Source organism: Bacillus sp. FSL E2-0195, assembly GCF_038003645.1.
Lineage (GTDB): Bacteria > Bacillota > Bacilli > Bacillales > Bacillaceae_G > Bacillus_A > Bacillus_A mycoides.
Map to the genome: position 1 here is coordinate 281,792 of NZ_JBBOPN010000002.1, position 13,832 is coordinate 295,623.

The window sequence follows — 13,832 nt, forward strand, 5'->3', positions numbered from 1 at the left end:
ATGGTACCCCTAATATAAACTCAACATTAATTTGAGAATACTCTTCAAAAAATTTCTTTTTCAAAAAATCTTTTTTGATTATCTAGTTTTTGAAACAATGTGCTTGCTTCTTGACCATAATCTCTAAATATACCTCCAGTAACAGGATCGTTTACTTCATTTAACTTTAATTTTTTTCAAGCCATATATTTGCTAATTTACAGATACCTTCAGTAATCTCATGTTCACTTAAGTTTCCTAAACCTAATTGAATATGTGGATATTTAGGTGCTTTTTTAACAAAATATTGAGAGCATGGATAAACAGTAACGCCATTGCTAAATGCTTTATTTATCAAATCTTTCTCGCTCATTTGAGTTTTGACTTCAATAACTACATAAATACCAGAGTAGTAACCCTTGATTTTTATATTGTTTTTAAAATGCTTATTTATCTCTTCGCATAGTACTTTTATTTTACGTTTATAAAGAGTTTTCATTTTCCTTAAATGTGCATACCAATATCCCTCTGATATAAAGTAGGCTAGCGTTCTTTGATGAACAGAAGAAGCAGTTTGTTCTAGTAAAGGCCCAATTTTCTCATACGTAGGAAGTAATCGTTTAGGTAATACCATGTAACTTACACGGATTGAGGGTAATAATGCTTTAGAAAATGTGCTTAAATACACAGTTCTATCATTAGAATCTATACTATGTAAAGAGGGGACAGGTTGATGAATATAACGAAATTCACTATCGTAATCATCCTCAATAATATATCCATTAACCTGTTCAGCCCAGTTAATGAGTTGTAACCTTTCACTAACAGGCATCGTTAATCCATATGGAAAATGATGAGTTGGTGTAACGTATACCAATCTTGTGTCTGTTGTACACAATTGATCAACGTCAAGGCCATTTTCAATAACAGATATAGGTTCAACGGAGAATGACTGTAAGGAAAAAAGTTCCCTTGCTCCATTGTAACCAGGGTCTTCTACAGCTATCCGATGAAATTCTTTTTTTAAAAGAAGGGTCAAAATCAATAACAAATGTTGTGTACTGCTACCAATCAGTATTTGCTTATTAACAGCACTTACACCTCTTGATTGAAACAGATAATCTGATATAGCTGTCCTTAACAACATGTCCCCTTGTTTTTCCCCGTAGGAATACATGATAGGATCCATTAAGACTTTATTTGTTAGGCTTCTCCACTTTGCAATAGGAAAGTTCTCCCTGTCCACCGTACCAATTTTAAAATCAATGGTTTTTCTTATATCTTTTTGTCTTCCTCTAGGAGTTACTACAGTAGGCTCATATGTAAGTACTTGATTAGACATATTTGCCTGTACAAAATAGCCCTTTTTATTTTCACTTCGTATATAACCTTCTGCTAGAAGTTGTTCATAAGCCACTTGTGTAGTATTTCTACTTACATTTAAAAGTTCTGCTAATTGTCGAATAGAAGGTAGTTTTGTATCATAGGTAATTTTTCCTGATAATATTTGCATCCGTATATAAACATATATTTGCTGATACATTGGAACATTACCACTCTGATCTATATTAAAAATGAGTTCTTTCACTTAATACACCCCAACTGTCATTTTAAATTATTATAAACTGTACCTTTTACAAATGACAGTAAAGATTAGTATTAAGTATAGGAATTCATACAATATTTTTTAAGAGGAATGATGATAAGTTGGTTAAAATTATGTATTTATTTTGTTTAATTGTTTGGGGACTTAATTTTATTGTAGTTAAGATTCAAGGTACACCAGTTAGTCTAGAACTCTCGTTATTATACCGTTTAGTTCTAACGGCAATCTTATTTTTAGTTCTCATATGGTTTATTAAACCTAATGGAAAACCTAATAGAAAAGATATTCCATTTGTCGTTTTATTTGGCATTTGCAATTTTGCATTGAGTTACCTATGTCTCTATTATGCTACTATAATGAGTTCTGCTGCTATCGTAACGTTGATTTTTTCATTGAAAGTTATTTTAACTCCAATTGCCCTTCGAATTTTTTTGAAAGAGAAGCTACATTCTCGTGTTTTAATTGGAGGAATTCTAGGAGTGCTAGGCGTATGTATTCTTATCTATCCGAATATAAACAGTTTTAAAGGATTTGATGATGTAAAAGGAATTATGATGGCTATTCTAGGTACTATTCTTACAGCGATAGGAGATGCTAGCTCTGCAAGAAATTCAAAACATAAGGTTAATCCCGTATATGCAAATTCAATTGGCTTTACAGCAGGAAGTGTATTGATAGGAGCGATTGTATTACTTCAAGGAGAAAAACTAGTCTTTCCAACATCTATTTCATACTTATCTGCTTTACTATACTTAACCCTAATTGCTTCTTTTGCAGCATGGTTATTCTATTTGAAACTTGTAGATAGAATTGGAGGGGCAAAAAGTGGTTATATGGTAGCACTTTTTCCTGCAATTGGAGGAATAGCTTCTGTGATAATTGGCGAATCAGATTTATCTGTATATTTATTTGCTGGCTGTCTTTCAAGTTGTATTGGAGCTGCTATTGCTTTAGGATTTGGAACAAAATATCAAAATATAGAATTACGGATAAAAAAGACTAGTTAAAAATCAGAATTTAGTGTTGATAATGGTTGGAAGCGGAACATGGTGATTTATTAGGGGGCACTATACATGCCCATCATGCTAAGGTCTTGAAGTATCCCCTAAACGGAATTTTTACTTTTCTACAGTTATTTATGTGAATTCAACTCGTTTTTTTCGTTTTGGGGGTGATTGATTTCTTAGGTTGATAGCGATGTGGCGAGACCCCATATAAATCTAAAAATAAAGAATGACTGTTAAAACAGTCATTCTTTATTTTTAAGATTTAAGTATGAAAAAGTGTTCCTTGTAAAGCTTTTACATAGCGATCAGCAGATCTTTGAACAGCTTCATTTGCATCCTCGATTATTACTCTATGAAATGCATTATACAAACGATTAAAAGGTAAGTCTTTAATCTTATCTACCATTTCTTTTACTTTATCAGCTGGTAACGGAATCAAATTTGGATAACTATACATAAAACTTACCCACTGATGATCTGCAACGACTTGAATGATATCACCTGTCAGAAGAAGACCCTTTTTATCACTGCCATCTTTCCAATGTAAAATAGCTCCACCTTTAAAATGTCTTCCCAAAAGATAAATTGTGATCTCATCAGTTAATACCAAAGATTCTCCCGACCAGAAAATAATTTGTTTACTTGAACGATTTACCCACTCTTTATCATCTTCATGAATATAAATTGGAACATTAAATGTTTCTGCCCATTCTACTTGTGTAGAATAATAGTGAGGGTGGGAAAGTACAATTGCTTGTATACCTCCCAATTTATGTATCTCTTGTATTGTATTTTCATCTAAATAAGTAATACAATCCCACAAAACATTAAAATTTTGACTTTGTATTAAATAAGCTGTCTGCCCAATTGCAAATTCAGGTTTTGTAGTAATGCTATATAAACCAGTTTCTTCTTTTAAAATTTCATTTTTATATAATTTACTTTTTTACATTTATTTAATATCGATTTATCATAATTTATATAATGTAGAATGGAATGGAATCGAAATGCTATTAGGTAGCCCACATAGATATAGGTTCTATAGGGGCGCTTTATTTGTATAGAATTACCATGGATTTTCAATTATTTTGTTTTTCAAATTTAGTTAAAGCTTGTTACAATAACAAAGAATACACATGGGTACATTAGATTATGAAGAGGGGAAATGAACAAAATGAAATCAACAGGGATAAATCGAAAAGTAGATGAATTAGGGCGTGTGGTAATCCCAAAAGAACTTAGAAATACGTTAGGTATTAAAGAAAAATCACCATTAGAGATCTTTGTGGAAGACGAAAACATTGTCTTACAGAAATATCAACCTGGTGGCGTTTGCGCCATAACAGGAGAAATTTCAAAAGATAACATATCTCTAGCGAACGGAAAGATTACATTAAGTCCAGAAGGTGCAGAGCTATTAATAAAACAAGTACAACAGTACATTGCAAAGTAATTGGCTCCTTAATAGGGGCTTTTTCATTTTAATGTAATAACTTTATTTATAATAATTAGAATAAATAAATAAATAAGATAACAAGTAATTAGTCTACATTTATATTTTTTTACATTTGTTGTTTCCTGTTCAAGAATTCTTATGTTAATAAATATGGATATGAAATAAAGTCACGATATTTATAAGAAAGATGCGATGCTATATCTTTTCAATTAAAGGATTCTAAATGTATTTTGATTAAAATTTTTTATAAAAATTGAACATCCAGTCACAAAGAAAGACTCTATTTTGATCAAATTTTTTTCAAAATGGAGTCTTTTTGTGTAACACAGAATGTGGATTTGTAAAAGGTTATTAATCATGCTTTATTCCAAAGCTACATTAAGGTTTTTTTGGCTATAGTGGATACTTTTTTTGTATCCACGATTTTTAAAATTGGATTTTCCGCTAAATTGGATAATAATTCATATTTTTTAAAATTTTCTCGTACTGTATATATTCCTGCCTCGTATTGAGTTCATGACTGTTTTTCAATGTCGATAAAGCACTCTCGATTAAAAATCCCCTCGGATTTCCTTTATTATACATAATTTCTTCTTGGATAAAATGCAACAGACTTAAATAGGTAGTGATTTTCTGTTCTTTAACATTTAATGTCTTCTCAATTGTTTTTTTTAAGTTTAGCGTAGCAATTGAGAACTCATTATTAAAAAAATCATTGTAACTTGATTGAGGTAATAATTCATTTATGTGATCGGGTGTAAATAGCTGAATGTCTTTTTTACTAATATCTTCTAAGATGGTATTTACTCGATCCATACAATATGAAACAATCTGCTTTGTTGTAATTGTTTCATTCCAGACATTATTCGTATGAAGGATATTCTGCAAAATACCAATGAAAATAACAGCACAATCCATTAAATAAATTGCTTTATTCTCTGGGAAGATATTTAAGAATCGTTTATATACCCAATTTAAAAATAGATATTTAGACTGTTTTATGAATGTAATCAACTCTGGATCATTAGATACAATCACGTCTTCGATTAATTGCATTAATTTATTTTTTTTATTAAGCTCCATTATAAGAATAACTTGTTCTATATAGACAGTGATATCTGTATAATCTTCTCCAATGAGTAGTTTATCCCGTTCTATTTCTATCTCTTCTAGAATGGAACTGAATACAGTTTTAAACAGTTCGCCTTTGGAAGAAAAATAATTATAAAAAGAACCCTTTGAAATCCCACTATGATTTAAAATATCTTGAATAGATGTAGCATGATATCCTTTTTCAATAAATAATTCATGTGCCTTATCTATAACATATTTTTTTTTCTTATTCATTATCTGCACTCCTTTATAAGTTATGCTTCCATATTTATAATAAGATTATAACAAAAATATACCATTTGTACAATTTTGTACAGATGGTATATTTTTGTTGATAATAGACCGCTAATGATGTATCATAGGTTTCATTAAACCGAAAGTATATAAATGTACACAAAGTACAAAAATGAAGGGAGTGTATATACATGTCCGAAAAACAATCAAAAACTTCTTTTGGATTATTGTTTATATTAATGACTGGGGCATTCGTTGCTTTATTAAGTAACACTTTACTTAACATAGCTCTACCAGCTATTATGAAGGATTTTGATGTGAGTGCTTCAACCGTACAATGGTTGTCGACGGGATACATGTTAATCAATGGGATTTTAATCCCGACAACTGCATTTTTAATCAAAAAATATACAGCTAGACGTCTATTCTTAACCGCTATGGGATTATTTACAGTTGGTACATTAATCGGTGGATTTGCACCAAGCTTTCCAATATTATTATCTGCTCGTATGATTCAAGCTTCAGGAGCAGCACTTATTATGCCGCTACTAATGAACGTATTATACACAACATTTCCACCCGAAAAACGTGGTTCTGCGATGGGAATGTTTGGTTTAGTAATGATTTTCGCACCAGCTATTGGGCCAACATTATCTGGATGGGTTATTCAACATTATGATTGGCCAATTTTATTCTTAATGATGGTACCAATTATGTTCTTAGTCTGGATTTTAGGTTACTTTAAATTACAGGATTATAAAGAAAAAACTAATGATACCATTGATGTTTTATCCGTCGTGTTATCTGCGTTAGCCTTTGGTGGTATTTTATATGGATTTAGTTCTGCTGGTAACAGTGGCTGGGATTCGCCAAATGTTTATTTAACAATTGTCATAGGATTGGCATCATTAGTAGGGTTAATTGTCCGTCAATTTAAGCTTGATGAGCCAATGCTTGATTTTAGGGTATATAAATATCCAATGTTCGCTCTATCATCCGTCATTTCTGTCGCGTTAAATATGGCAATGTTCTCTGCCATGTTGTTGTTACCGATTTATCTACAAAACATTCGTGGCATTTCTGCTATGGATTCTGGCTTACTCATGTTACCAGGAGCGTTAATTATGGGGATTATGATGCCGATTACAGGGAAATTATTTGATAAGTTTGGGCCGAAAATGTTGGCATTTATTGGCTTAGCTATCGTGATTGTTACGACATTCTTATTTAGTCAGCTAACAGGTTCAACAGGGTATACGCATTTAGTCGTCTTATATGCAGCACGTATGCTTGGTATTTCAATGGTTATGATGCCGATTATGACGAACGGTTTAAATCAATTACCACCAAAATTCACACCACATGGTACAGCAATGAATAGTACGATTCAACAAGTATCTGGAGCAATTGGTGGTAGCCTACTTGTTACAATTATGTCTAATCGGACGGCGATACATGTAGAAGAAATGATGACGGATACTATGGGCAAGCTAACAAGTACACCTACAGGTGATGCTTTATTAAAAATACAGCAGCATATTTCCATGGAAGCGACTATTTCAGGGATCAATGATGCATTTCTAGTCTCAGCTGTTATTGCTGGTTTTGCATTTATTCTCTCATTTTTCCTTAAGCGGACAACAGTTCCAATTTCAGATCAATATGATGTGCTAAATGAAAAAATAAATTAGTCGATTCAAAGATGATTCTCTTTTTAACAAAAAGAATGTAAACCAGAAAGGATAGAGAAATTCTCTGGTTTACATTCTTCTATACCTATGTGAAAGTTTGTAAAACCTGTTTCTTTCGTTAATAAATTAAAGTTCTAAAGATAAGGGGGTATAAAATGGAAGGAATTCTTATTACCTTATAAGATTGCTTTGGATGAAATGCAAACAAAATTTGAGATAGCTGATATCAATTCTATGGATGCTGGTAAACAAATCATTTTAGCACGAACAAGGAATTAAGAAAATGGAAATGAAACTGAAAAAGCTTGGGAAAGAAGATGCGTAGTAGTTTGCAGAGCTTTCAAAGCGTTTGTTCTTATAATCATATATAAAATCCCTTATAGGCTTCGAAAAAATGAGCAGTTTTCATGAGGATTGTTAAGCTTATAGTTCAGCACTGGATTGCATAATAATTTTTCGAATATCTTACACTATAAGGTAAAAGGGGAATCGATATGTTGAAAATATTTAAGTATTTAAAAAAGAATGAATGGATACTTGTTCTATTAAGTATAGCATTCATTACAGTACAGGTTTGGCTTGATTTAAAGCTACCGGACTATATGGCTGAAATCACGACATTAATCCAAATGGAGGGTACGAACTTTTCTCAAATTATTGGACCTGGAGCATATATGCTACTCTGTGCAGTAGGAAGTATGGTTACTGCTGTTATTGTAGGATACTTTGCTGCTAAGGTCGCGGCGGGATTATCCAAACGTCTACGTGGATTAGTTTTTGATAAAACTTTATCTTTTTCACTTGAAGAAATTAATCGTTTTTCAATAGCAAGCTTGATTACTCGTTCAACTAATGATGTTACTCAAATCCAATTTATTGTGGCAATGGGATTACAGGTAATTGTAAAAGCACCAATTTTAGCTGTTTGGGCAATCATGAAAATTTCAGGGAAGAGCTGGCAATTGACAACAGCTACAGGTATAGCAGTTGTAGTTTTATGTATGATGTTAGCTGTGATTATTCTATTTGCGCTACCAAAGTTCAAAATCATCCAAACGCTTACTGATAATTTAAACCGTGTAACTCGTGAAAACTTAACTGGGATGCGAGTTGTACGTGCTTATAACGCTAAGAGTTATGAAGAAAATAAATTCGAAAAGGCTAATATTGAATTAACCAAAACAAATCTTTTTGCTAATCGTTTAATGGCAATTATTGGACCAGGGATGACGCTAATTATGTCTGGTTTAAGTGTTGCGATTTATTGGATTGGTGCTTATTTAATTAACGAAGCACAGATGATAGATCGAATTACAGTTTTCTCGGATATAGTTGTTTTCTCATCGTATGCCATGCAAGTTGTAATGGCTTTTATGATGGTAAGTATGATTTTCATTATGTTACCTCGTGCTACGGTATCGGCAAAACGTATTATGGAAGTACTTGAAACAGAAACGAAAATTAAAGATGGCACAGTTACAGAAGGAAAACCAGGTATTGTGGGAGAGATTGAGTTCCGCAATGTTGGCTTTAAATATCCAGATTCAGAGAACCATATTCTTCGTAACATTAACTTTACTGCAAAAAAAGGGGAAACGGTAGCTTTTATTGGATCCACGGGCAGTGGAAAAACAAGTTTGGTAAATTTAATTCCTCGTTTCAATGATGTTTCTGAAGGTGAAGTATTGGTTGATGGCATAAATGTAAAGAATTACAGACAAGAAACTCTACACGATAAAATTGGCTACGTTTCACAATCGTCTGTGTTATTCAGTGGTACTGTAACTTCGAACGTTTCCTATGGAGAATCTGGACATATGGATTCGTCACTAAATGCTGTCAAAGAAGCATTAGAAATTGCACAAGGGAAAGAATTCGTAGAAAAGCTTGAAGGACAATATGAGGGGCAGATATCACAAGGTGGTACAAACGTATCTGGGGGACAAAAACAGCGTATATCTATTGCTCGTGCAATTTATCGGAAACCAGAAATTTATATCTTCGATGACTCATTTTCAGCATTAGACTACAAAACAGACAGGGTTCTACGTTCTGCTTTAAGAAAAGAAACGAAGGATGCCACTACCTTAATTGTTGCACAGCGCATCGGAACAATTAAAGACGCAGACCGCATTATTGTGCTTGAAGAGGGAGAAGTAGTTGGGAATGGAACACATGAACAATTAATGCATAGCTGCGAGACGTATCAAGAGATTGCATATTCTCAGCTTTCGAAGGAGGAATTGACTGATGGCCAAAAATGATTATACCATTGGAGATCATGAAAAAAACTCAAAAAACGGGAGACAGATGGGCGGAGGGCTTAGTCCAATGGGTGGCAGGGCCCAAGGACAAAAAGTAAACAATTTTAAAAAAACGATTCAACAGCTGATTTCCTACTGTAAGTCTTATATACCCATTGTCATTTTTGCCTTAATATTAGCTTTTGTGGGTTCTGCATTTAACGTATATGGCCCAGATAAATTAAGTGAAATGACCGATGTTATCCAAGAAGGGATTATGGGTGAAATTGATTTAGATGCGATCAAGAGTATCGGAATCATTCTAGTGGTTCTCTACGGATTAGGCCTGGTATTTAATTATATACAAGGTTTTATAATGGCAACAGTAACACAAAAAATCACAAGAAAAATGCGTACAGAATTATCGCAAAAAATGAATCGAATCCCTTTAAGTTACTTTGATAAAACGAGTTATGGAAATATATTGAGCCGTGTAACAAATGATGTTGATACAATTGGTCAAACGTTAAATAACAGCCTAGGACAATTAGTAACGGCAATCGCAACTTTTGTTGGTGCATTGATAATGATGTTCTATACAAACTGGATTATGGCTATAACAGGAATTGTTGCAACCTTAATTGGATTTATTTTAATGACATTGATTATGAAGCGTTCTCAAAAATACTTCGTACAGCAACAGGCTGAGCTCGGGAAAATCAATGGCCATATTGAAGAAATGTATGCAGGTCACCATATCGTAAAAGCATATAACGGTGAAAAGGAAGCAAAAGAAGTATTCCATACAATCAATGATCGTCTGTTTGATAATGCTTGGAAATCACAGTTTATGTCTGGGATTATGATGCCTATCATGCAATTTATCGGGAACTTTGGCTATGTAGCAGTTTGTATTGTTGGTGCATTACTTGTGACAAATGGTGTAATTACAATTGGAACAATCGTTGCCTTTATGGTCTATATTCGTTTGTTCACACAGCCTTTATCACAATTAGCACAAGCTGCAACGAATCTGCAATCTACAGCGGCAGCAAGTGAACGTGTATTTGAATTTTTAGCAGAAGAAGAATTGTCAGATGAAAGTGAAAAAACAATGAGATTAGACAATGTCAAAGGGGATGTGGAATTTAATCATGTTAAATTTGGCTATGATAAAGATCGTCTAATCATTAAAGACTTCTCTGCTAAAGTAAATGCAGGACAAAAAGTAGCTATCGTAGGTCCAACGGGTGCTGGAAAAACGACATTAGTAAATTTATTAATGCGATTCTATGAACTGAACAGTGGAGAAATTACTATTGATGGGGTTCCTATAAATCAATTAACTCGTGAACATGTGCATGATCTATTCTGTATGGTACTTCAGGACACATGGTTATTCGAAGGGACGATTCGCGACAATATTGTCTATTCTAAGGCAAATGTTTCAGATGAAGAAATCATAGCAACATGTAAAGCAGTTGGGCTGCATAATACGATTAAAAACTTATCTAAAGGTTATGATACCGTATTAAATGATAAAGCGAATTTATCAGCTGGACAAAAACAATTAATTACGATTGCCCGTGCGATGATTGAAAATGCCCCATTATTAATTCTAGATGAGGCTACGAGCTCAGTTGATACACGTACGGAATTATTAATTCAAAAAGCAATGGATCGTTTAACAGTTGGGAAAACATCTTTTGTCATTGCACACCGTCTTTCGACGATAAAAAATGCTGACTTGATCTTAGTGATGAAAGAGGGAGACATTTTAGAAACTGGAAACCATGAGGAGTTACTAGCCAAAGGTGGATTCTATGCGGATCTGTATAATAGTCAATTTGAATCAGTCTCTTAAGTATTAATTACTAACTTCTTTCTCAGGATCCTTGTGGCTAAAAGCTGGTGAATGAAGTACGAAGGTATAGTAGGTAGGGCTAGAAATAGATATAGACTCTTTCCAGACCATAAAATTAATTTACTGGATGAGGTTGGTTGAACAAAGACAAGTTTTGAGATTATAGCTGATGTAATTTAAATACCTTATGTTTGGCATACTATTCGGTTGTGTCATAGGTCAAAAAATTTAGCAAATAAAAGTAAGCTCCATTAAATTAAAAATGGAGCTTACTTTTATTTATACATTAAATCTTAAAAGTGTCAGGTGCCACATTTTTCGGATGGATATCATCTTCATTCAGTACTCCATGCATCTAGAAGTCCAAAAATTGATTCAATTCCTAATAAATTTTGGTTAAATTATTATGACAACGTGTCATATTTTCCCTTTGACGTATGACACGTTGTCATGTAATATGGATTTATACCCAGTTGTGACACGTTGTCATATGTTGGTTGGATTGGAGGGGAATAGTATTCTTAAACAAGGATTTGTTGATTTATCAGTATTTTGATTACAGATATTTTTCTCATTTTATTAGAAGAATATCTCAAGCGGAAAAAAAGAGTTTTTCTAAATTATAAAAAAATCAACTTTATTAGGAGGAGCATAAATGAAATTATTAGAAGTAAAAAATATTAATAAATCATATACCATATATAAAAAAGAAAAGTCAACGATCCTCCATGATATAAATTTAACCTTTAATAAGGGGGAGTTCGTGTCTATACTTGGTGAATCAGGATGTGGAAAATCAACATTAATGAATATCATTGGCGGTATGGACTCTGACTTTAATGGAGAGGTCCTTGTAGAAGGAAAGAACCTAAAGACTATGAAGGAATATGAACTTGATGATTATAGAAAAAATAAAATTGGATTTGTTTTTCAAAGCTTCAATTTAATTCCTCACTTAAGTGTGTTAGAGAACGTAACGATTGCGATGCAAATGGCAAGTAAAAGCGAAAAAGAACGAAATGAAAGGGCGGAAGAACTTTTAGCTGAAGTTGGCTTAAAAGAACATATGATGAAAAAGCCAAATCAACTTTCTGGGGGGCAAAAACAACGTGTAGCAATCGCACGCGCATTAGCAAACGAACCAGACATTCTCTTGGCTGATGAGCCAACAGGCGCTTTGGATAAAGAAACAAGTCAACAAATACTAGAACTATTAGATAACATTGCAAAGAAAGGAAGGCTTGTAATTACTGTAACTCACTCTCAAAAGGTTGCCGATTCTGGTAGTAGGATTGTGAAAATCGATGACGGTAGAATTATTGAAGATATACATTTGAAGGAAAGTTATCCATCTAACAAAAAAACGAAACAAGTGAAATCCAAAAGTCTGAGCCTAACTTCTTCACTCAAACTTGCGTTAAAAAATATGAAGTTGAATGCAAAAAGAAATATACTAGTTGCTTTAGGTGGTTCCATCGGTATATTAAGTGTTATTTTGATGTTGTCTTTAGGTAGCGGTGTTACAAAGTATATGAATGATGAAATCAACTCCAGCATGAACCCTTTAATGGTTGAAATTACAAAAGGGAAAGAAGATAAGGCCGACAATTCCATGTCCATGCTAGCGGCAAAAGATCCTTTAAAGGAAGAAGATATTGAAAAAATTAAAAATATTGAACACGTTAAGAGTATAGAAAAAGTAACATCTTTTGACATGAAAAGTAGTGCATTATATGGAGATAAGCGTTCAGATATTATGAAATTTTCAACAATGACCGATTCTGTAAAGAAAGAAAATTTAGAAAAAGGAAATCTTCCTAGCAAAAATGAAGTTCTTTTAACACCGGCACTAGCTAAATCATTAAGCAATGGAGAAGACTACAATTCATTAATTGGCAAAGAAATAAGTGTCTATGTGAACGAAATAGGACAGGGCAATAAACCTGTTACTATCGAGAATAAATTAAAAGTATCCGGTGTATATAAAGCTGAAAATATGGGGCCGCAAGGGATAACTATGGCATATGTACAATATGAAACATTAGAGAAAACATATGCAGAGCAGGGGTTGACTTTAAGCCCTACTCAAATCAATGCTTTTGCTGAAAAACAACAACAGGTAGAAGGAATTAAAACCGAATTAGACAAATATGGATTTGAAAGTTCCCAAATGGCTGAAATGCTTAAACAAGTTACATCTTATTTAGATATGGCAACTGCACTTCTAGCAGGAATTTCGGGAATCTCTCTAATTGTTTCAGGTATTATGATTTTAGTCGTTTTATATATCAGTGTAGTTGAAAGAACAAAAGAAATCGGAATATTGCGTGCTGTAGGAGCGAGAAAGAAAGATATAAAACGAATTTTCTTCTCAGAATCCGCTTTGCTTGGTTTATTTAGTGGTTTAATAGCTGTAACAGGTGCCAGTGTAATTAGTTTAATTGGGAATAGCCTGTTATCAAATAGCTTTGGTGCAGAGCTGATCAATCTAACAGCTCAAAATATGTTTTTAGGTATAGCGGTAAGTATAATTGTAAGTGTAATAGCTGGAATTATGCCAGCATCCAAAGCTGCAAAGTTGGATCCAATGGAATCACTGAGGTTTGAATAGAATAGTGATTTGTATCTAAGGTTAACAC

General features: G+C 33.1%; 8 protein-coding genes and 1 pseudogene. 6 read left to right on the top strand and 3 right to left on the bottom strand.

From position 1 onward, the window contains the following. Nucleotides 1–166: 166 nt before the first annotated feature. Complete coding sequence (pdxR, locus tag MHH59_RS28810) at nucleotides 167–1,567, bottom strand: MocR-like pyridoxine biosynthesis transcription factor PdxR (protein WP_085311910.1); 1,401 nt, start codon at nucleotides 1,565–1,567, stop codon at nucleotides 167–169. Nucleotides 1,568–1,698: 131 nt separating this feature from the next. On the opposite strand from pdxR, the gene MHH59_RS28815 reads away from it, so the two are divergent. After that, entirely contained in the window at nucleotides 1,699–2,592 is an 894-nt protein-coding gene (locus MHH59_RS28815) for a DMT family transporter (protein ID WP_371411794.1), read from the top strand. Nucleotides 2,593–2,854: 262 nt separating this feature from the next. Here MHH59_RS28815 and MHH59_RS28820 read toward each other — a convergent pair. Further along, nucleotides 2,855–3,535, bottom strand: a pseudogene (locus MHH59_RS28820) (MBL fold metallo-hydrolase); the annotation flags it as partial. A 231-nt stretch (nucleotides 3,536–3,766) separates the two neighbouring features. Here MHH59_RS28820 and MHH59_RS28825 point away from each other — a divergent pair. Next, nucleotides 3,767–4,045, top strand: coding sequence for an AbrB/MazE/SpoVT family DNA-binding domain-containing protein (locus MHH59_RS28825; protein WP_201054001.1), 279 nt, complete (start codon nucleotides 3,767–3,769; stop codon nucleotides 4,043–4,045). A 447-nt stretch (nucleotides 4,046–4,492) separates the two neighbouring features. On the opposite strand, the gene MHH59_RS28830 is transcribed toward MHH59_RS28825, so the two are convergent. Beyond that, nucleotides 4,493–5,395: a TetR/AcrR family transcriptional regulator gene (locus tag MHH59_RS28830; protein WP_340853455.1), complete on the bottom strand. Its 903-nt coding sequence runs from the start codon at nucleotides 5,393–5,395 to the stop codon at nucleotides 4,493–4,495. Nucleotides 5,396–5,586: 191 nt separating this feature from the next. Between MHH59_RS28830 and MHH59_RS28835 the strand changes: the two genes are divergently transcribed. From MHH59_RS28835 to MHH59_RS28850, 4 genes are all read left to right on the top strand, one after another. After that, nucleotides 5,587–7,086, top strand: coding sequence for a DHA2 family efflux MFS transporter permease subunit (locus MHH59_RS28835; protein ID WP_340853456.1), 1,500 nt, complete (start codon nucleotides 5,587–5,589; stop codon nucleotides 7,084–7,086). Nucleotides 7,087–7,580: 494 nt separating this feature from the next. Further along, complete coding sequence (locus tag MHH59_RS28840) at nucleotides 7,581–9,350, top strand: ABC transporter ATP-binding protein (protein ID WP_340853458.1); 1,770 nt, start codon at nucleotides 7,581–7,583, stop codon at nucleotides 9,348–9,350. After that, nucleotides 9,337–11,193: an ABC transporter ATP-binding protein gene (locus MHH59_RS28845; RefSeq protein WP_340853460.1), complete on the top strand. Its 1,857-nt coding sequence runs from the start codon at nucleotides 9,337–9,339 to the stop codon at nucleotides 11,191–11,193. Before MHH59_RS28840 ends, MHH59_RS28845 begins: the two co-directional genes overlap by 14 nt. 655 nt (nucleotides 11,194–11,848) lie before the next feature. Continuing rightward, complete coding sequence (locus tag MHH59_RS28850; protein WP_340853461.1) at nucleotides 11,849–13,804, top strand: ABC transporter ATP-binding protein/permease; 1,956 nt, start codon at nucleotides 11,849–11,851, stop codon at nucleotides 13,802–13,804. The last annotated feature ends 28 nt before the right edge of the window (nucleotides 13,805–13,832 follow it).